The 21,535-nt window shown below is 41.8% G+C and carries 18 protein-coding genes; 13 read left to right on the forward strand and 5 right to left on the reverse strand.

All coding sequences use genetic code 11. The features are described from left to right. Window positions 1-53: 53 nt before the first annotated feature. The 4 genes from ACS8FC_RS03270 to ACS8FC_RS03285 all read left to right on the forward strand — a co-directional run bounded on the left by ACS8FC_RS03270 (window position 54) and on the right by ACS8FC_RS03285 (window position 5,880). Window positions 54-1,259 (forward strand): mechanosensitive ion channel family protein, encoded by a 1,206-nt coding sequence (locus ACS8FC_RS03270; protein ID WP_439295861.1) that lies wholly within the window; start codon window positions 54-56, stop codon window positions 1,257-1,259. Between the two features lie 192 nt (window positions 1,260-1,451). Then, window positions 1,452-3,749 carry a bifunctional 23S rRNA (guanine(2069)-N(7))-methyltransferase RlmK/23S rRNA (guanine(2445)-N(2))-methyltransferase RlmL gene (gene rlmKL / locus ACS8FC_RS03275; protein ID WP_439260529.1) on the forward strand — a complete coding sequence of 766 codons (2,298 nt, stop codon included), beginning with the start codon at window positions 1,452-1,454 and terminating at the stop codon, window positions 3,747-3,749. Window positions 3,750-3,990: 241 nt separating this feature from the next. Continuing rightward, a complete protein-coding gene (locus ACS8FC_RS03280; protein WP_439260528.1) occupies window positions 3,991-4,566 on the forward strand; it encodes a TerD family protein in 576 nt (191 codons plus the stop codon). 252 nt (window positions 4,567-4,818) lie between these two features. After that, on the forward strand, window positions 4,819-5,880 hold the full coding sequence (locus tag ACS8FC_RS03285) for a DUF475 domain-containing protein (protein WP_439260527.1): 1,062 nt from the start codon (window positions 4,819-4,821) through the stop codon (window positions 5,878-5,880). Window positions 5,881-6,024: 144 nt separating this feature from the next. Here ACS8FC_RS03285 and ACS8FC_RS03290 read toward each other — a convergent pair whose 3' ends face one another. Continuing rightward, complete coding sequence (locus ACS8FC_RS03290; RefSeq protein WP_439260526.1) at window positions 6,025-6,684, reverse strand: 7-cyano-7-deazaguanine/7-aminomethyl-7-deazaguanine transporter; 660 nt, start codon at window positions 6,682-6,684, stop codon at window positions 6,025-6,027. A 320-nt stretch (window positions 6,685-7,004) separates the two neighbouring features. Here ACS8FC_RS03290 and ACS8FC_RS03295 point away from each other — a divergent pair, with 320 nt between their 5' ends. The 3 genes from ACS8FC_RS03295 to ACS8FC_RS03305 all read left to right on the forward strand — a co-directional run bounded on the left by ACS8FC_RS03295 (window position 7,005) and on the right by ACS8FC_RS03305 (window position 9,332). Then, the gene (locus ACS8FC_RS03295) at window positions 7,005-7,580 is read left to right on the forward strand and encodes a TerD family protein (protein ID WP_439295862.1); all 576 of its coding nucleotides are present in this window, start codon (window positions 7,005-7,007) and stop codon (window positions 7,578-7,580) included. Between the two features lie 186 nt (window positions 7,581-7,766). Then, complete coding sequence (locus tag ACS8FC_RS03300) at window positions 7,767-8,519, forward strand: TIGR00266 family protein (protein WP_299186313.1); 753 nt, start codon at window positions 7,767-7,769, stop codon at window positions 8,517-8,519. 204 nt (window positions 8,520-8,723) lie between these two features. Next, window positions 8,724-9,332, forward strand: coding sequence for a TerD family protein (locus ACS8FC_RS03305; protein ID WP_439295863.1), 609 nt, complete (start codon window positions 8,724-8,726; stop codon window positions 9,330-9,332). A gap of 104 nt (window positions 9,333-9,436) precedes the next feature. Here ACS8FC_RS03305 and ACS8FC_RS03310 read toward each other — a convergent pair whose 3' ends face one another. Then, window positions 9,437-10,705, reverse strand: a complete 1,269-nt coding sequence (locus ACS8FC_RS03310) for a TerD family protein (RefSeq protein ID WP_439295864.1) — start codon at window positions 10,703-10,705, stop codon at window positions 9,437-9,439. 239 nt (window positions 10,706-10,944) lie between these two features. Between ACS8FC_RS03310 and ACS8FC_RS03315 the strand changes: the two genes are divergently transcribed. After that, window positions 10,945-12,066, forward strand: a complete 1,122-nt coding sequence (locus ACS8FC_RS03315; RefSeq protein ID WP_439295865.1) for an ATP-grasp domain-containing protein — start codon at window positions 10,945-10,947, stop codon at window positions 12,064-12,066. Between the two features lie 490 nt (window positions 12,067-12,556). Here ACS8FC_RS03315 and ACS8FC_RS03320 read toward each other — a convergent pair whose 3' ends face one another. Both ACS8FC_RS03320 and ACS8FC_RS03325 read right to left on the reverse strand, forming a co-directional pair. Further along, window positions 12,557-13,297, reverse strand: a complete 741-nt coding sequence (locus ACS8FC_RS03320; RefSeq protein WP_439260519.1) for an MHYT domain-containing protein — start codon at window positions 13,295-13,297, stop codon at window positions 12,557-12,559. A gap of 122 nt (window positions 13,298-13,419) precedes the next feature. Continuing rightward, window positions 13,420-14,121, reverse strand: coding sequence for a hypothetical protein (locus ACS8FC_RS03325; protein WP_439260518.1), 702 nt, complete (start codon window positions 14,119-14,121; stop codon window positions 13,420-13,422). A gap of 789 nt (window positions 14,122-14,910) precedes the next feature. Between ACS8FC_RS03325 and ACS8FC_RS03330 the strand changes: the two genes are divergently transcribed. The 4 genes from ACS8FC_RS03330 (at window position 14,911) to ACS8FC_RS03345 (ending at window position 19,436) form a co-directional block, all read left to right on the forward strand. Beyond that, window positions 14,911-16,203, forward strand: coding sequence for a phosphoribosyltransferase domain-containing protein (locus ACS8FC_RS03330; RefSeq protein ID WP_439295866.1), 1,293 nt, complete (start codon window positions 14,911-14,913; stop codon window positions 16,201-16,203). 70 nt (window positions 16,204-16,273) lie between these two features. Continuing rightward, complete coding sequence (locus ACS8FC_RS03335) at window positions 16,274-17,095, forward strand: HAD hydrolase family protein (RefSeq protein ID WP_439295867.1); 822 nt, start codon at window positions 16,274-16,276, stop codon at window positions 17,093-17,095. A gap of 37 nt (window positions 17,096-17,132) precedes the next feature. Continuing rightward, window positions 17,133-18,302, forward strand: a complete 1,170-nt coding sequence (locus tag ACS8FC_RS03340) for a cysteine protease StiP domain-containing protein (protein ID WP_439295868.1) — start codon at window positions 17,133-17,135, stop codon at window positions 18,300-18,302. 69 nt (window positions 18,303-18,371) lie between these two features. Then, on the forward strand, window positions 18,372-19,436 hold the full coding sequence (locus ACS8FC_RS03345; RefSeq protein ID WP_439295869.1) for an HpcH/HpaI aldolase/citrate lyase family protein: 1,065 nt from the start codon (window positions 18,372-18,374) through the stop codon (window positions 19,434-19,436). Between the two features lie 83 nt (window positions 19,437-19,519). Here the strand turns inward: ACS8FC_RS03345 and ACS8FC_RS03350 are convergent, their stop codons facing one another. Beyond that, entirely contained in the window at window positions 19,520-20,332 is an 813-nt protein-coding gene (locus tag ACS8FC_RS03350) for an alpha/beta fold hydrolase (RefSeq protein ID WP_439295870.1), read from the reverse strand. Between the two features lie 383 nt (window positions 20,333-20,715). Between ACS8FC_RS03350 and ACS8FC_RS03355 the strand changes: the two genes are divergently transcribed. Continuing rightward, on the forward strand, window positions 20,716-21,513 hold the full coding sequence (locus ACS8FC_RS03355) for an enoyl-CoA hydratase/isomerase family protein (protein WP_439260510.1): 798 nt from the start codon (window positions 20,716-20,718) through the stop codon (window positions 21,511-21,513). Window positions 21,514-21,535 lie beyond the last annotated feature (22 nt).

Here is a 21,535-nt window from a genome sequence, read left to right on the forward strand (position 1 = left end):
GATTGGCACAAAGCTTGTAGTAATTTGAGACTTAACTTTGCATGGACAAGATAATGGCAATTGCTGGTATTACTGATTTTTTTGAAGAGATTATCCGTGACCTACATACCAGTTTATATCTTGCGCTTGGTGGCTCAGTAGAAGAAGATTCTTTTGATTGGTCCACTCAGATAGTAGAGTTGGTTAGTACTGGCATCAAAATCCTGATACTGCTTGCAGTGTTAGGGTTTTTTTATTGGCTGGCGATTTATATTATAAAGCACAATAAGACACGGTTTCGTCTTAATGAGCGACGTAGTAACATCGTACGCTCAGTACTGCGTTATATATGGGTTGTCGCTAGTCTAATCGCTATTATGAGTCAGATTAACTTTGAGCCAGGTACTGTTAAAGCCACAGCAAAAGCCAGTATTTGGGCAGGTATCTACTATATATTGTGGACGTCATCAGGACAGATCATTCATAAAGTACTGCAACACTATGGTCTTAATGCCTCTATCGAGCAGCTACTCAAAAATATTTTATCTGTACTAATATGGGTGCTTGGACTTGCCAGCGTCATGGCCCAATTTGGCTTCGATATTGTATCTTTGGTAGCTGGTCTTGGTATCGTTGGCTTAGCAGTCGGCTTTGCAGCACAATCAACACTCGCCAACTTCATCGCTGGTATCACAATCTTGCTCGAACAATCGTTTCAGGTGGGCGACTGGATTCACATTAATGAAAACGAAGGTCGTGTGGTACTTATTGCCTTACGCACCACCCATATTTTGACGCGAGACAACATCACCGTTATCATCCCAAACTCTAACGTGGCCTCCTCTGAGGTGATCAACCTGACCTCTAAGAACTTTATACGTTTTGATCTTCGGATGCGTATCGCCTTCGAAGATGATATCGATACAGCTCGCAAAGAGATTTTACAAGTATTGACTGACACCGATGTCGTGTTAAGTCGCCCTGAGGCCTCAGCCACAGTCGATGAAATTGGTGAATATGGCGTATTCTTTATTGTGCGCTTTTGGGTGAAGCCTGCAGCCGTAGCACGTATGCCAAAAATTAAAGAAAACCTACAAGAAGATATCAAACGCGCTTTCGATGCTGCCAATATCTCAACGCCCTACCCGCATATGCGGTTGCTCATGCCAAAAGATGTCGACTACCCTATCGCTACCAAACCTTTTGCAACCACAACGCAAGTCATTGCAGAACCAGAAATAAAAACAGAACCGCTACCCTTAACCAAAAATGAGAAATAAAACAGTCGAGACGCGTTAGATATTGGGTATTGGTGCATATCATTAGTTAGCACACTCAAACACTTAGTATCGACTATATTGCTTAATACCAACCACTTTAAACCATCCTATCCTGAAATATGGTAAAATCGCGGGTTAAACATCGTAATTTATGATGCGCCTCATTTATCCATTTAGCCCACAGGTATCCGTATGTCCGAAACAGCCGCGCCCCTCTCTTCCACAGTATCTCCACCAGCGTTGTCGCTTGATCTTATCATCACCTGTGCCGATGGACTTGAGGTGCCCCTACAGATTGAGCTGACAAGTTTTGGTATTGCAAGTGACATCAAAAGTACGGGCCGTCTGGCAGTGACTGGTACTTTGCATGATCTATATACGATTTGCTTGTGGTCTCGTGTGGCTTCACGAGTACTAATGCTTATCAAACGTAAAAACATCAATACAGATTATGATGTGGCAGAACAGCTCTATGGCTTGGCAAAATCGGTCAACTGGACTGAACAGTTTAGCTTGGAGCAAACGTTTGCGATTCGCCTGTCTGTTGACAAGCGTGTTGCTGTCAGTCAACAGTTTGCGATGCTGCGTATCAAAGATGCGATTGCCGATACTTTTAATGAAGTTTATGACAGCCGTCCTAATGTCGATAGTAAAAATCCAGACTTTTCTGTATTTGCGACCGTCAATGATAAACAAGCTGAGCTGTATCTAGACTTATCAGGTACCAGTTTGCATCGCCGTGGTTACCGTGTGGCGATGACCGAAGCCCCATTAAAAGAAAACCTAGCAGCTGCCCTACTCTATAGTGCTGGTTGGCATAAGAAAAACGACGCTGGTAACGCACCTTTTTACAATGCTCTCATCGACCCTATGTGCGGCTCTGGTACGTTTATTATCGAAGCGCTTCTTATGCATTGTGATTATGCAGTCGGTATCGATAAAGCGGCCAATCAATTTGGTTTTTATGAATGGCAACATCATGATGATGCACTGTGGCAGCAAATGATTGATGATGCGCAGACACGTTTTCGCGACGCTTTAGCGATTGCTCATGAGCAGCCAGATACCCTGCCTCTTATACTAGGTTACGATGCAGATAGCGGTGCGACTCTAGCGACAGAGAAGAACCTGATTGCAGCAGGTTTGCAAGATTTGCTACCGCTACTGGATATAGAAACCCGCGCTCTTGACCAATTGAGCGGTGTGTTAAAACCACTGGTCGATGATGGTCGATTGAGCAACCCTTTAATCATCACCAACCCACCTTATGGTGAGCGTTTGGGTGATGAAGAGATGATAAAACCGTTATACCATGCGTTAGGACTCATCTTGCAAGATAGCTTTGCTGGTAGCGGAATTGACCCAATGCTTGGTATTTTGGCCGCTAATGTCGAACAAGTTGATATCTTGCCGATTAAAGCGCCTAAAACATTACGTTGTCATAATGGTGCTATCACCGTTTATTTCCGTTACGGAACACTCATCGCTGGGCAAACGGGCAACCTTGTTAGTCGCTTTGAAAAGCGTGAGATTGACGTAGAAGATGGTCAGGACTTCATCAACCGTCTGCAAAAAAATCTTGCTAAGCTTAAAAAACTGGCCAAAAAAGACAACGTCAGTAATATCCGTGTCTACGATGCTGATTTGCCTGATTTTAAAGTCGCAATTGATCTATATGGCGATTATGCGCATGTGCAAGAATATGCACCGCCCAAAACCATCCCGCCGGAAACTGCCAAAAAACGCTTTAATTTGGCATTGATGGGTATTCGTGAGGTATTTGATATCAACCGCGAGCAAGTCTTTATCAAAACCCGTGCACGTCAATCTGGCAATGATCAATATAGTAAGCAAGGCGACACTGAAAAACGTGGTAAGTTTTATGTCGCTCGTGAAGATGGTGCATATTTTTATGTCAACTTTACTGATTATCTCGATACTGGTCTATTCATTGACCATCGTAATATGCGCGCACGCATCAAGAGCAATAGTCGCGGTAAATCGGTATTAAACTTATTTGCTTATACTTGTACAGCGAGTGTGCACGCAGCCCTTGCTGGCGCGAAAAAAGTCACTAGCGTTGACTTGTCACAGAACTATCTAGACTGGGGCAAACAAAACTTTGTACTCAATGGTCTGGATGTTAGTCGTAACAAATATCAATTCGTTGCGGCTGATATCTTTGAGTGGATTAAGGACAATACTGAGCAATTTGATATTATCTTTATCGATCCACCGACCTTTTCAAACTCAAAAAAGTTTCAGGGTACTTTTGATGTACAGCGTGATCATGCTGCCCTTATCAACCGTGCTATGAATCGTTTGACTTCGGATGGCGTGTTGTATTTTTCAAACAACTTTACTCGCTTTGAATTAGATGAACAGCTGAGCGAGCGCTACGCTATCATTGATATTACCTCAAAGACTATTGGCTTTGATTTTAATATCAAAAAACCCATCCATCAAAGTTTTGAGATTCGTCATCGCTAGAGTTTAGATGTACTAAAGTTCACTGTAGTATTTAAATATTATCATTTGTAGTTCACCTTGTCATAAACACAACAATGACCTAATCTGCTTTGATTGGGTCATTTTTTGTTGTTATGATAGAACGTTATTACGTGTTGGTTTTGCACCATTTCTGATGCAATATTATTCTTCCTTGTATCGTCTCAACATCAACACGATTTTAATAAAACGTTGAACTTACTCTAATAATAAGGACTATCAAATGGCTTTATCACTTAATAAAGGCGGTAACTTATCGCTAACGAAAACCGATCCAAATTTATCCAAACTGCTTATCGGTCTTGGTTGGGACGAGCGCGCGACGTCTGGCGCAGAATTCGATCTTGATGCTAGTGTGTTTTTGTTAAGTACGGCTGGCAAAGTACGCGGTGATCATGACTTTATCTTTTATAATCAACTCAAGTCCGACAATGGCGCGGTTGAGCATACGGGTGACAACCGTACTGGCGAAGGTGACGGTGATGATGAAGTCATCAAAGTAAATTTGACCCAAGTACCTGCTGATGTCGATAAAGTTGTCGTTACCGTTACTATTCATGATGCTGCTGCTCGTAGTCAAAACTTTGGTCAAGTAGCCAACGCCTTCATCCGCGTCGTCAATGAAGAGACAGGTACTGAGGTCGTTCGCTTTGACTTAGCAGAAGACTACTCTGTTGAGACGGCCATGGTATTTGGCGAAGTGTATCGTCACAACGGCGAGTGGAAATTCCGTGCTGTCGGACAGGGCTACTCAGGTGGATTGCAAGCCATGTGTCAGCAGTATGGTGTGGATATTTAGAGTTGTCCTAAAATCAGTACTTATACTGCTATTAGAATAACTATCACATCCAAAACCTAAAGTATAGGTTGCTCTATTAATAGTAGTGAGTATAGCTACAAAACAGTCACTATTATTGGTAGCCAAACGACTGATAATGCTTTATGTTTCGATTAAAATTATGCATAAAAAGTGGTTAGCAATAGCCACTTTTTTGTGGTTTGTGTCTATAATAGGCCGACCTTAGCTTTACGCAACCAGACAGGATGTGTCATGAGACATTTTTATTTAGACTTTATCTTTACAGCCATTGCCTTAGCGGTAGCGGCGTGGTGGGGATATTCACATGGCGGTATGGGTGGCATGATAGCTACCTTATCTATTACTGCTATTTTGGCCGTCATGGAGATTTCATTATCGTTTGATAATGCGGTGGTCAACGCCTCAGTCCTCAAAGGCTGGGATGAATTTTGGAAAAAAATCTTCTTAACCGTTGGTATTTTAATTGCCGTATTTGGTATGCGCTTGGTCTTCCCTATCGTCATTGTCGCGGTTACCGCTGACCTTGGTATGATGGAAGTGATCAACCTAGCCTTATACAACCCAGAAGAGTACTCTGCCAGACTGATGGCGCACCATGCTGAAATCTCAGCGTTTGGTGGTATTTTCTTACTACTGGTTTTCTTAAACTTTATATTTGACGAAAAAGAAGTCCTATGGTTCCACTGGCTTGAAAGCCGTTTGGCAAAACTGGGTAAAGTTGATGCTATGAGTGTCTTTGTCGCACTTATTATCTTGATGATAGCGGTATCATGGGCTAGTACAGAGCAAGCTTCTGCTGTATTAATCGCTGGCGTTTGGGGTATTCTAGTTTATCTTGGTGTCCAAGTGGTATCTGGTATGCTCGAGGGCGATCTTGAAGAAGGTTTAGAACACGAAGATGGTATGTCGGGCGGGGAAGCGACCAGTGCCATTATGAAAGGCGGTATTATTGGTTTCTTATACTTAGAAGTCCTTGATGCCTCGTTCAGTTTTGATGGTGTCATTGGTGCTTTTGCTATTACCAACGACGTTATCGTTATTATGCTAGGTCTTGCTATTGGTGCGATGTTTGTGCGTTCTATGACCATTTTCCTAGTGGACAAAGGCACACTTGATGAGTTCGTTTATCTTGAACATGGCGCACACTATGCTATCGGTGCGCTAGCGATTATTATGTTGTTATCAGTGAAGCTTCATGTGCCAGAGCTGATTACTGGTCTTATCGGTATCGCCTTTATCGGCTGGGCGTTACTTTCTTCACTCAAATATCGTAAGCAAGCAGCAATTGAATAGGTCTCGATAACTCTAAGCTTAATGCTTAAATTGTTCTGAGCCGTTACACGACAGGTCATCGCCACTATCGGTTATGACCTGTTTTTATGTCCGTTTTTAGAGCGTGTTAGACATTTACGTATACACAACTTATTTTTTTACGCTCTACTTCCCTGCCAGCATCTTCTGCAACTTTGCCAATATCACACCATATAATGGTAAGAAAATAAATACACCCATTACGATCTTAAATAAGTAGTCCATCGCGCCAATCTCAACCCAGTGCGACGCCATAAAAGGGTCAGGACTTTTATAAAAGGCAATGGCAAAAAAGCACAAGCTATCGACCAGATTACCAATAAACGTCGATGCTAAGGGCGCAATCCACCAGACGCTAAGACGGCGTAATCTATTAAATACCTGAATATCTAAAAGCTGTCCGACGACATAAGCGCTAAAGCTTGCAAGAACAATGCGAAAAACAAACAGATTAAAATCCAGCAGGTGTTCATGACCAATAAACTGACCATTTGAAAATACTACTGAAAAATAATAAGAAATCAATAGCGCAGGCAGCATAGCAAAGAAGATAATGCGTCTAGCGAGATTTTGACCAAAGATACGCACGGTCAAATCAGTAACCAAAAATATAAAAGGAAAGGTAACAGCGCCCCAGGTGGTGATAAAGCCAAACAGCTCAACAGGTAATTGCACCAAGTAGTTACTACTTGCGATGATAAAGATATGTAAGCTGACTAGCCAAAATAAAGCACGGCTATGGCGAATGGGTTCAATTGGGGTTGTCAAAACAGTACTGATAGTCATAAAGCGGCCTTTTTTTACACCAGGGTAGAGGGAACCTGAGCGCGCTATTATAAATCATAATCAAATAAATAGCCAAAATGAGCGTAATATTGCAATAAAACCATTTTTTTATAAATAGAAATGTATATGTCATATAGTCACACAAAATTCGCCTTGCTTAGTAGGCAAACGCTTAGTATAGTAAAACGTAATGACATGCAGGACGTGACATACAGGTAGATATTTTTGATATTTACGTTGATTGTTAGACGACTGCACGATTTTTATTTCATTTTTTTGATTCTTTAATCCACTTAATTATTAATCTAAAGGATATTTATATGGCTATTAGCTTAACAAAAGGCGGCAACGTAAACTTATCAAAAGAAGCGCCAGGCTTAACCAATATCACCGTTGGTCTTGGCTGGGATCCACGCGCAACTGACGGTCAAGAGTTTGATTTAGATGCTATTGGCTTTTTGGTCAACGAAGCAGGCAAAGTACGTAATGATCAGGACTTTATCTTTTTTAACAACCTAAAGTCGGATAATGGTGCTGTTGAGCATACTGGTGATAACCGTACTGGTGAGGGCGACGGCGATGATGAACAAATCAAAATCAACCTTGCAAGCATTCCAGCTGACGTCAGCAAAGTAGCTATTTGCGCCATCATTTATGAAGGTCAAAACCGCAATCAAAACTTCGGTCAAGTTGGTGAAGCTTATATTCGTGTCGTTAACGACACTGGCCAATCTGAAATCGCACGTTATGACTTATCAGAAGATGGTAGCACCGAAACTGCAATGATTTTTGGGGAGTTATACCGCCATAACGGTGATTGGAAATTCCGCGCAGTTGGTCAAGGCTTTAGCGGTGGTCTAGGACCATTAGCTGCCTCTTATGGTGTCAATGTTTAATCATTGATTTTAACCATTTATGAGTAAACGTAGTCAATCAGATGTCTGATTGTATTTCCCCCTAAGCCATCAAGTGTATTGACCACATTTGATGGCTTTAAATATAGATGATTACGTAAAATATTTGAATATAATTGCTTAGTAAGATGTTTATAATCAATATAGAATTAGAAGGATTTTTCATTCATGACTGCTACGTTTAGCTTAATCGGAACTATCGAACCATTTTTGCATTGTAACCTTAAAAAAGGCGATTCGATTTATTGCGAAGCCAATGCCATGGTAATGATGGAGTCCAATCTTGAGCTAAAAGGTAAAATGCAAGGTGGATTGATGCAATCGTTAATGCGCCGCTTTGCTAATGATGAATCACTGTTTCAACAACAGATAGAAGCGGTCAATGGTGAAGGTGACTGCCTACTTGCGCCAACACTGGATGGCGATATGCAGATACTGGACGTCGGTACTCAGCAGTATACTCTGAGTGATGGCGCCTTTGTCGCCGCACAGACAGGGGTCGATATCAGAGCAAATATTCAGCGTAACCTCGGCGGTGCGGTGTTTGGTGATACGGGCGGCTTTATGGTCATGCAGACCCAAGGTAAAGGTCAAGTCGTTGTCTCTGGCTTTGGCTCCTTGTTTGAGATTGATGTGACGCCAGACAAAGATGTCATTATCGATAATGGGCATGTAGTCTGCTGGGACTCAAACCTTGATTACAAGCTGTCGGTCTCAACCAGTAAGAAAAAAGGTATTATGAGTAATATCATCAATTCAGTCACTAGTGGTGAAGGTATGGTGCTAAACTTTTCAGGCACTGGTAAGATCATTATTTGTTCACGTAATCGAGACAGTTATCAGGGCTGGCTACAAAGTATCTTAGGTAGCAGTTCGGGTGGTCGCGGCGGCAATGGTGGTTTTTTAGATAACATCTTATAAGCAAACTTTATAAGCAAAATGAATGGCTAACTACAGTAATCAACATTTAAATATTCCACTTACAATTACTAAAATACTATCGACAAAAATGCGAGTAGCAAGGAAAATAAGTGTCCGTACTATGCATCGTAGAACTACGCATCATAGACTAAGCAAGTTTGACGCAGCTAATCATAATTTTTGAGAGGGTATAAGGATCTCATCATGGCAGTTAGTTTACAAAAGGGTCAAAAAATATCCTTAAGCAAAGAAGCTGGCGGCAACCTTACCCAAGTCAAGCTAGGTCTTGGCTGGGATGTCGCACAAGGACCCCAAGACAAAAAAGGTGGCTTCTTAGGTAAGTTATTTGGTGGCGGCACTGGCGGCGACTCAATCGATTTGGATGCCTCATGCATTATGTTTGATAACAACAAACAGCCTGTCGATGCCATATGGTTCAGTCAGCTTAAGTCAAAAGATGGCAGTATTGTTCATACTGGTGATAACCGCACAGGCGACGGCGACGGTGATGACGAAGTGATCAACGTCGATCTTGCAAAAGTTCCTACTAAGGTAGTATCACTGGTTTTTACTGTCAATAGCTTTACTGGACAGACATTTGAGACAGTAGAAAATGCCTTTTGCCGTATCGTCAACGCTGACAACAACTCAGAAGTGGCACGTTATAACTTGTCTGCACAAGGCAGTCATACAGCGATGATTATGGCAAAAGTGTATCGCCATAATAATGAATGGAAGATGCACGCTATTGGTGAAACTGCTTCTGGTCGTACCTTTCATGATTTGATGCCTGCTATCACGCCACATGCATAATAGGTTTAAGCACAGTCTGCTATAATTGTATTGTGATTATAAAAAAACAGCCCGTATGCTATGCATAGACGGGCTGTTTTTTATTTAAATATCGGGGCTAAATATTACTTACGCCCGCGCTTCCAACTAAAGCCCCAATTAAAAGCTTTGTCCATTTCTTGATGACCTTTAAAATATTGATTGATGCGTTCAACGTTAATACTGCCTTGCTGGTTTACCAAACGCGCAATAGCACACATTGGTAGATTACCAGCGCCTTCGGTTAAGCGAGTTTCAATCGGTGGTTGTTCTGGCACATGTATCGTCGCCACCCCATCCGTCTGCGCCCAGTTTGGTGCGCCCTCATAGATAAAGGCAAAAATAAACACCTCTTCGATTTGTGCCCATTGCTGACCATTAATATCGAGCCACTCGCCACCACTTACCTGTCCAGTTCTGTCGTCAGCACGCAACAATACATAAGGCGCTGATTGCAAACTACCAAAACGATTGCCTAGTGCTTGAATCAGTGTTTTTTCGCCATTTTTCAGATGAATCATCGCACCGACATCAAGATCAATACCGCCTTTACCATGCTGCTTAAATAGATCGCCTAGTAAGCCTTTTTTGGGCGCTGCCTTATCCGTATTTGGGCGCTGATTCCAATCCAAATTAACTGATATTTTACCAAAGTCATCGCGTTTTTTGAGGTTAATGCTGGACTGGTTTTTGGTTAAGGTAATTTTACTTAAATTGATTGCAGGACTGGTCTGAATCGGCGGCGGTATGCTTGCTTGACTTGCACTACCCGCTTTTTGGGTGTTGATAGGTCTTTGGGTATTGATAGATTGTGATTGACTCTGTGGTTGATTTTGTGACTGGTTCTGAACTGGCGCTTCATCTGCAATCTCAACACCGAAATGCTCGGATAATGGTTTTAGTCCACCTTCAAAACCTTGAGCAATAAAGCGAAATTTCCAGCTACCTTGCCTGCGATAGCATTCTGCCAGAATGATGGCTTTTTCATTACGTCCAGCGCTACTAAGCTGGCAAGTCATCAGTACCTGACTGCCTTGCAATACTTGAATGTCGACATCACCCAGTTGCGCCAGCGTCTGCCCACTAGAAAATGCTAAGGCTATTTTTTCGATGCTTGCAGGCTGCGCAGGCAAATTGATATCAAAAAACCCATCACTGTCATGACCTCGAAAGCTGACGCTATTATCATCACTACTTTTTTGACCATAAAACACCATATCGCCATCACCGCGGACTTTGCCGCTGTTTGTCAGACGATAAGCGGCACAATCAATCGCATTTTGACTCAAAATTCTAATACTAATATTGTCATTTGGTAATGGCGCATTGGCACCTGCAACTAGGGTTTGACTCATGATTTATCCTTTATATGGTTATACAGTTGAGATATTTTTAGCCTTATTATCGTCTTATAGTAGCATGGATATGACTCAATTTTTAGCAGCTGCTGAATGAGAATACGCTTGTTATGGTTAAGCTTGAAATCTACTACATCAGCTGTCGTGCATTACTTGCATAATGATTTATAATTTGCCACATTTGTATATAATGACTGTGAACATAGTACGCCAAACCAAACGACGTTGAGAGATTTATGGACAACCAAGACAATGAATATCAGTATGATTTAAGCGCGGCTTGGCTTGCTGAAGGACAATCAAGCCAGCGCGATATGTTATCTAGCTTACAAACCCTAAAAACTCGTTCTAACACCCCATTTGATGTGATTGCCTCACATCGACATCATCGTCCTGAGATTTTTGAATTTGCTGATTTGACTTATCAAGAGCCTACTGGCGTGTTAATAGATGACGATCAAGACTCAGCCTTAAAACCTGACATGCCGCGTTGGCAATTTGTATTAGAGCATGCAAAACAACACAACGTAAAGGTGCTTTTGACTGGTCGTAATGGAATTGACTACGAAGTGCAGCGTAAAGCATTTGACACAGCAGGTATTCGTTTATTAACGGGTGCAACCAGCGTAGAGGCACTAGCGTCAATTGAAGATAAATTTGCGTTTATGCAGCAGTGTCATACGCATGATATCCCCGTGGCAGACGCTTGGCGCTTTGACACTACTGATGAGCTTGAAGCGTTACTGGCTAAACATGGTCATCAACCACTATGTGTAAAACCGGTTACTGGTATTTTTGCTCAAGGATTTTGGCGATTAGATACTGGCAAAGCAGCTAACGAACAATATGATAGTTTTGAGCATCTGTATTTTACAGACAGTAAGAAAATCAATATTGAACAGTTTGTGAATGCCTATACAAACAGTCAGATGGTGCATGAGCGTCCTATTCCTATGTTACTGATGCCTTACTTATCAGGGCAGGAATATTCTATCGATGTGGTCTGTGAATATGGCGAAGTCTTAGCCGCAATCACTCGCCATAAAACAGGGAAAATCCAGCATATCGGCTACGAGCAGTCAGTCATGGACGTCGTTATGCCATTGATTAAAACTTTTGGTTGTGATGGTATTGTTAGTGTACAGACCAAGGCGGATGATAATGGTCAGCACCGTGTCCTTGAGATTAACAGTCGCCCATCAGGTGGTATTAGCTATACGGCTCATAGCGGTGTAGATTTAACCCAAGTAGGGTTTGCCTATTGGTTAGGACTAACAGCTAAGCCAAAATTAGCTGACATCATCGAGCAGATTACCCCCTGTCAGGTGCGCTCAATTACGACGAGTGTGAAAGTTTAGAATGAGTTAAGACATCTAGTATTACTCGAAAATATTGGGTTCGGCGAGAAACTGCTTCCGCATCAAGATTGTATTCCATAAAATCTACTATGAAAAGACGTCAACACAGTACGGCAGAGGTGAGAATAAAGACAATGATTCAGATCATATAGTCAGTTGAAAATAAAACTGTCATAAGTTCAAACGTGATACTGGGATAAATTTTCCTTGCTTGCTGCGTTCTTAGAGACTGCGCAAAATTCATCCCAGTATCGCTGCAACACGTTTAAGTTAAACCTACTATATAAGAACAATGTAAAAAATCCTAAGCCTATAACGTCAATTTAAGTAGTCTTTTATTTAACGCGGCAACCTTAAAACAGTTTCACTTATAACCCTTTTACCGTATAGCTAAAGCTGGCTTAAGTATTCAGGCACAAAAAAAGGTTTCTAGATATAAATCTAAAAACCTTTTTTATGGTTTAACTATAAGAGTGTTATTAGCTTGTTATTATTCGCCAAACACTAGTGTCGCTTTTTTAGGTGCGTTATAAGAGGCAGCAGCCCATAGTAAGCTTAATACAATGACTGAGCTAATAAAGATAGTCAGTGATGAGGTGAATGCACCTGAATTGGTATAGCCCATAGACATCATATCGCCTGTATGGGTCATTTCCATCGCAGCCATACCTGTATAATGCATACCGCAAACCGCGATTCCCATAATGAACGCGCTACCAAAACGTTGTAAGTTACCGCGTAAGTTAAACGCCAACCATAGTGCAGCGGTAGCAGCTACGATAGCAATAATAATTGAAGCGATTAGAAGTGTTGTATTATACGACATGGTCGCTTCCATCTGCATTGATGCCATACCAGTATAGTGCATGGCTGCAACACCAAGACCCGCTAGTGTGCCACCGCCTAATAACTTAGCAATACTTGGTGTACCGCGACCTACAATAACGATTCCAATTGCAACGAACACAAACGCAAGTATCATAGAAGCAATCGTCATACCTACATCATAAGTCACTGGCATCTGCATATCGACTGCCATCATACCGATATAATGCATTGACCAGATGGCACCACCAATAGCGATGGCAGATAAAGCTACCCAAAAATACAGATCTGCGCCTGGCTTTGCAGCTGGAACACGAATAGCAAGGTTTAAACCAACATAAGAGCCAAATACTGCAATCGCGTATGAGACAAACACCAAAAGCATGTCATATTGAACTTCAATCATTTTTTTATCCTTCATATGTAATAAAAGTTGAGCATAAGACCATGCTGGTTTGGTTGAACCGAGGTGCTTAATACATCTACTATTTTTGTTTATAGCGGCTAAACTAACTATGAGCGACTATTTTATCTAATGTTAAACTCACAAGTATTGTTACCTCCAGCTCCACAGCTGGTCTCCTCAACACTTGCTTTACCTACTGCAGGATTGGCCGTTAAAAAGCCTTCTATGTAACCTACTACAAAGTCACAACTTGAATGACTGCTAGTTGACGAACCACAAAACGGACATCTAATTAAACTAATCATGTTTTCATTAGCTTTAACTTTAGCAAAACTTTTCAACGCTGGAACAAGCTCTCGACTGATGGCAACAGATTTTTTTAACGGACTCCCAAGCGCATAATCGCGTTGATAGATACCACCGCCAACCTTACGGCCTAGTTCGTGTAACGCAGTCGCACGCTTATTGTCTGCTAAACTGTCAGCGTATTGGTTGACCACATTAACTATATTGGGATATTGAGCACCGATAGTCGCCAAAACATCTTTTTCATCCATCGCTTTTTTGGTTGGTGCTTCAGTTTCTTCGTCAGAGATTTCTAAATTGAAGAGCGTACAGCCTGCGATAGAGGATAAGTCGTCGACCAGATCAGCTTGTGTTTTTGATCCTTGACTTCTAGCGACCACATGAATAATATTTCCACCGTTTTCTGATGGTTCTTGTTTTTGCGATACTAGTTGATAACCTGCTTTAATAAGAGGCGAGATTACGTTAACTAGGCGAATGCGTTCAGATGACGTTTCTAATGCACAAGAAAATTTCAAAGACCACTCCTTTTTTTGTAAATATAGCTAGACTTTTTAGTACCAAGCTATTTAGACAAAGTTCATAGTCAAAATAAATGGCATATACGGTTTATAGTAGCATTATATATTTGGTTTATAATTTTTATAAAAATTGCAGTATTTTTTTATAAAAATTATAATTATATCTAGCCAAAACCTTCGGTTTTATAAGTTATAATATATAGTCATTCCATAGTTTCTTTAGTCTAACCTTATGAATTCTATCTACATAAACGTAGGCATCAAACTAGTTTTAAAGATATAGAATTACTGATTTAACAAAGTGAGTATCAGCTATAAATATTAGCTTACAGATTAAATTGTTATATATTCTCTCTACTAATATTTATTTTCAAATTAATAAAGATAGTAGTTATGTTTTTATTAATTTGAAAAATATTCTTTTATCTTTTCTTAATATTACTAAAAAATCTAGCATCTGTTCTATGGAATGGTTTTTCAATATTATTACTGAAGGAATAAACACTAGCAAGCTTTAGCACAATATCATCCGATAAAGGGATGTTTCTTCCGATAAATGACATTCGACTAATAAAGAAGCCAAAATTAAATAAAAACTAATGCCTATTTTATTTAAATTCGTTAATCCGAATAAACGTAATAGGCATTTAGTTTACTAATATACTTATATTTATTTTACTTCTGCTGTTATTGTAAAAAGTATAAAACTTGCGCGTTATAATGACATTTTAGTTATCATATGCCCCAATCGTCGCTCTACAAAATTGAAAATTTAAAGGAACATCAATGTCATCTCAGCAGCAGCATACAACCATCGCCCTACCTCGCGGTACACTAAGTTTGACCTACCAAACTAAAGGTGTGACAAGTGATAATGACTTAGAGCAAAACGACCATTATCAGTTAGAAGATTTACTTGGATTTGCGCAGCGTATCAATCCAAAGCGTGCATTTTTGTTTGTATCAAAAGTCTTGGGGCGTCATATTCCAGTTGCGCCTACTACCATGCGCCAAGCGTTTACTGATTTGGCAAACTCAATTCCTAGTGACTTGCCTGAGCCAATTTTAGTCATTGGGATGGCAGAAACTGCCGTTGGTTTATCTGCTGGTGTTCATCAAGCGCTACAAACGCGCTATCCAAATGCCTTTCTGCTAAACTCTACTCGTCATGCACAGCATGCAGACGGTGACGAAAACGCCCTCTTAACCACCTTTAGCGAAGATCATAGTCATGCCAGTCAGCATCTGATCTATAAAAGCGCTGATAAAGCCATACAAGCACAGCTACTTGCCAGCAGAACACTTGTCATGGTTGATGACGAAGCGTCGACAGGCAATACTTGCATTAATGTGGTGACAGCTTTACGCAACTCAGGACTCTCAAAGCTAGAACAAGTACATCTCACCACGTTGGTTGATTGGTCCCTAAATCAGACCCAGACTGCAACTGACGCAGACGAGCCAGTCTCTGATCAGGTATCAGCATGTCTACCTAATATTGACTTCCAACGTCATCATTTGCTGTCAGGTACTTGGCAATGGACAGATACTCCTAACCCTAGAGCAATTATCATGCCACCGGTTGACACTACTGATGCCGGTAGTCAGCCTTTAGGAAACACTGGTAATTGGGGACGCTTCCCGACCCTCGATAGTACAGATGGGTTCGCTGACTATCTATTAAAGTTTCAAAAGGCATTCACTCACTTTAGTGGTCATTTACAGTTTGAACAAAAACAGTTGCCTGAGCGGATTTTGGTTTTGGGCAGTAATGAATTTGTTTGGTTGCCGTTTTTATTGGCGGAATGGCTTGAAAAAGAGACACAAATACAAGGCTCTGAAACAGTACCAGCCGTCAAATTTAGTGCATTAACACGCTCACCCATTGCGCCTGGTGGTGCGATTAGTACAATGATGAGCTTTAACGATAATTATGGGCTTGGTATGACCAACTTTGTCTATAACGTTGAGCCAAAAGATTGGGACTTGATTGTACTGTGTGTGGAGACACCTGCTGATAGTGTCGATGGAATGTGGCAAAGTTTGGATAATGTGTTGGTGGTGAGTCCTACGTTTTAGACTACTCTCCAAGTTGTGCTCTGACTAGGTTATGTTCTGATTTTCACACTCATCATTTACGGACACTTTTATGACTATCCCGTTTTTTAAGACCAACCCTGACATCATCAAACCTTATACACTTATGGATTTGGACGATACGCTGTTTCAAACTCAGCGTAAAATTGATGCGTGGGGTTTACCCACTTCTGAAACCGAACACTTAGTATGCGCCGCGGTCAACAAACAAGACGCATCATTGAGCTTTATGAGTCAGCGCCAAGCTAATTTCTTTAACTGGCTACTTGTGAGCACTGACTTAATAGTCGTCACTGCACGCGACCGCTATGAGATTAAACGCGTTAAATTGCCTTTTAACAGCTGGCAAGTCTTAACTCACGGAGCGATTATTTTAACTTCTGATGGTGAGCTATTAAGCACGTGGCAGCAGCATATGTATAACGAGCTTGTACCCTTACAAGATAAACTGCACCAATTAAGCCAAGTATTTGCAAACCATAGTAAAAACGATGACAGTCAGCTAGTATTTACACCGCATATCGACAGTTTTAGTAATGGGTCTGTTAATGAAGAGCTGACCATTTATCTAGCGATTAAACATGCACAAAAGGACCATCAAGCATTGGTAGAGTTGGCCAAGAAGCTGCCTACATTGATACGTGATTTTGAGCAAGATTTTTATGTCCACGTAAATGCTAACAATCTTGCCATACTGCCGCATGCAGTGCATAAGCGTCATGCCGTACAGTTTTTACTAGACCATCATTTAGACAGTCAACGACCAAGTTTTGGTTTTGGTGATAGCTTAGCCGATTTGCCGTTTTTACAGCTATTAGATTGGTACGGTATGCCCAATCATGGTCAGCTGCACGACAATATCAGTTCTCAGTAATTATAATAACAATAGCTTATACGAGAAAAAACCTTCTATGACCCACCCCAATATTCAACAACTAAAAAAATACAGCTCAGGCAGCTATCTTGCCAGTGATGTGACGGTACTGCTTGATATCGTCGATAAAGAGACGGTGGCCGATGTGCCAGTCAGTCAAAAAGAAGCCCTTATTCAAAGTGGTCAGCGTCATTATTCAGACATGCTAACCCTAGAGCAAGCACCGACCGCCATGCATGAGCAGCTATACGCGCAAGCCCTAGCTCAAGGCACAAATAGATGCGCGACTGATATTGCTCATTTGGCCCATACGCTACATCATACTTTTCAGCACACTATTCATGATGAGTGTCCGTTAGTACTGGTCAGCTTGGTACGAGCAGGTTTGCCAGTTGGGGTATTGTTGCAGCGAGCCTTAGCCGATGCCAATAGCAGCTATGCTTTGTCCAGTGTGCATTATGGCGTCAGCATCATTCGTGATCGCGGTCTTGACTCAGTCGCACTGCAGATGATATTGGAGGCTTATCCAAACAGTCCCATCGTATTTGTCGATGGCTGGACGGGTAAAGGCGCCATTTACCAAGAGTTGGCGCACAGTTTAGAAGCCTTTAGTAACCCCAACCATCCATATTTTGCCAGTATTTATCATCAAGGTAAGGGCACCATTCCTTTATTAACACTGGCTGATCCAGCAGGAGTCGCTTGGCTGGCAGCCAGTACTGATGACTGGCTAATCCCATCAGGATTACTTAATAGTACCGTATCGGGGCTGATCTCTCGTAGTTTGTATACCGAGCCGCAATCAGGGCTACATCGCAGCGTGTTTTATGATAATTTGGTAGAGGCAGACCATAGCCTAAAATTTATCGAGCAAATCGATAACGCGCGACGAGCACTGACGATAGCAGAGCAATGTTTGCCGACGTTTACGCAGCCCCGATATCAGACCGCCGAGCTGATAGATAAAATCGCAGCGGACTATGACATTGCCAACCGTAATCGCATTAAGCCAACGATTGCAGAGGCGACAAGAGCGATATTACGCCGCGACCCTGAGCGTATCTTGTTAGCAACTGCTGAGCACCCTGACACGGTGCTATTACGTCATTTATGTAGCGAGCGTAATATTGCTATCAGTGTTTTAGGTGCTAAAATACTGCCTTATCAAGCCATCACTCTTATTAAGCAGCGCGGCAAAGACGATTAGCGCCTTGTAATCTTCTACTCTTTGTCACCTTTTATACTTTCTCATTTATCCTTATTTACGATGCCAACTATGTCAGATACGCCAAACAACGAAACAAATATTTATAGCCACACACAGTCTTATGAGCATCTGATCACTGAACGTCATGCTATGATCAAGCCGCACACTTATCATCCCTATCAGCTTGGCGCAAGCCTTTATATGCCTGCTACCCGTCAAGACATTTGGCAAGTCATCAAGCGTGATAAATTACCGACGATTAATAGCATTATTATTTGTTTAGAAGATGCCGTTAGCCATAGCGATGTCGAGTTGGCACTTGAGCGCTTGCAAGCACTACTCCATACGTGGGCATTACACGTCGATGGCATTAATAAGCCTTCAAGACAGACGGATATTCAAACGCAGCAACCAACGCGGCCGCTAGTCTTTGTACGCCCACGTAATCCGATGATGCTACAACAACTTGCAGATTTTGCTCATATTGATCTTGTCGATGGTTTTGTCATGCCCAAAGTCGATATGTATAGCTTGTCGAATTGGCGTATGTCCTGCCAAAATGTCAGCACGGAGCAGTTATTGATGCCAACTTTGGAGACTGCCGCTTTATTTAATCCGCATCACAATCAAGAGTTGGCGATTGGTTTTAAAGAAGCCTTTAATCAGCCCGTCTATGCCTTACGCATTGGTGGCAACGACTTGTTTGCCGCGCTGCGTTTGCGCCGTCCAAAGGACAGTGTCGTCTATGATACTCCGATTGGTACGCTCGCTTATCAACTGCTTGGCTGCTTTGTACCGCATGGTTTTTATCTTAGCGCGCCCGTGTTTGAGTATTTAGATCAACCAACGCTGTTTATGCAAGAGCTGACACGCGATGTCAGCTTGGGCTTAGTCGGTAAAACCGTCATCCATCCAAGTCAGATTGCTTTGGTGCAGCAAGCTTACTGCGTGCCGCTTAGTATGTTGGATGAGGCGCAAGCGATACTCCATAGTGAAGCAAAAGCGGTATTTAAATATAACAATACGATGTTAGAGCCTGCGACACATCGCGCTTGGGCGCATGAAGTGGTGAATCGTGCCGAAGTGTTTGGCACAATTAATGATGGCAATAGTGACTACAAACCCCGTTTATAAGATTGATGATTTATACGGTACATTAACCTAAAAAAACCGCTACCCCGTTAGGGCAGCGGTTTTTTTAGGTTAGACTTTATATACTACACGCAGCACTCTAAAAACTTACTTATCACAGTATTTACTTGCTCAGGCTCTTCTACAGTCGCTGTATGACCGGCGCGCTTAATGACTGCAAACTTAGAGCTTTTAATGGCAAAGTGCATGCGCTCAGACTTTGAATAAGGGGTTGCAGCATCTTCATCACCGACTACGATCAGTGTTGGCGTAGTGATACTTCCCAGCTGCTCATAGGTTCCGTTACGTTCGATGACGCCCATTGTGGCCTTACTCACCCCAACCTTATGATTGTCTTGAATCTGCGCAAGCCACTCTTTGCATTCAGATTTGCGCGATTTATCTGCCAAAAAACTACTGCCAAACATAATAGGCAACGCTTTTTTACTGACTCGTTTCATCCCTAACCATCGGATCGCGGTAATGAGTTTACGGTACTGCGGGACATTTTTGGGATCTTCAGGATCAGATGATGTCTCAAGTAGTATCAAAGAGGACAGAAGTTCTGGACGGTTTATAGCGATTCGTTGCCCAATAAACCCACCCATTGACAAGCCTACGAAGTGGCAACTATCAATATCAAGAGCGTCCAGTAGCGCAATGGTATCATCAGTTAAAGAGTCCATATCATAACCAGTTTTGGTGACCTGCGACTGTCCCTGCCCGCGAAAATCAAAAGCAATACAGCGATAATCTTCTTTGAAATAAGCGACCTGCTTATCATACATTCGTGAGCTCCACAGCAGACCATGAGCGAATACCATGACCGGTTTATTCTGATCGTTGGGTGCACTGTCCTCGTAATAAATATCGGCATTGTTGATTTGTATATGTGGCATAGAAGCGTCCTTGTCTGATGTAGTCAATTAACTATAGTTGTTTATAAGCAAAAAGCGATTGGCTTGTTTGTGAGTATTTTTATATACAGGTTTTTATGCTTCAGCATAAGACACAAACCCTCTGTCGCCTAGTAGGGTTTTTCGTAATGAATGTAAGCAAATTTAAATAAATACATTGTTTTTATCAAGTGTTGAGACTGACCCCTGATTCATAATCTTCTATATATTATTTATCTTACTGTGGCTTTAGCGCTCACAGAACCTGCTTTTATAATCATAGCAAGCTGCTATAGTAATTGGCATTAGTAGAACCGACTTATTATCTTCTCTTTGTATTGACTGCTAATAGATATAAACAACTATATAAGACAAGGAAATCCAAAATGCTCCAATCTCTCGTTGAGTATCAAAGCGAAAATCATATCGCCACTATTACCCTAAATGATCCAAAGAGCCTAAACGCCTTTAGTACCCCTCTTAAAGAAAGTGTACTAACAGCGCTTAAGCAGGCCGACGCTGATGATGACGTTCGGGTAATTATCTTACAAGGTGCTGGCGGTAACTTCTCAAGCGGCGGTGATATCAAAGAGATGCTGTCTGAAGGCATCGACAAAGAGGTAATTTCCAATAAACTAAAAGGTATGGTCGAAGGCGCAGGCGAAGTCAGCTTAAAGCTGCGTAGTATCCCCAAGCCTATTATCGCCAAGCTCGAAGGTGCTGTCGCGGGCGCTGGCATGAACTTGGCGCTTACCTGTGATTTTCGTATCACCGCAGACAACGCCAAATTTGTCCAAGCGTTCGTCCATATTGGTCTCATACCTGATGCTGGCGGTGTGTACTTATTAAATCAGCTAGTCGGTCCTGCCAAGACTACCGAGCTTGTCATGCTGGGAGATAAAATCGGCGCACAAGATATGGCTGACTTAAATCTAGTCAATCAAGTTGTCACTGCCGAGGCGTTAGATGACGCAGTACTAAAGCTCGCCTCTCGTCTGAGTGCCTTGCCCGGTAAAGCACTGTCTATCATGAAAGACTCTCTTAATACCCATGCCTATTCTGGCCTACACGAAGCCCTAGATAGGGAAGTACAGCAGCAAGCCATGCTGGCCAAAACCGATGATTTTATTGAAGGGGTAACCGCCTTTATCGAAAAGCGCAAGCCAGTTTATCAAGGCAAATAACACCTCTTTATATCTGTATAAA

It is taken from the genome of Psychrobacter sp. 1Y4 (assembly GCF_051847555.1).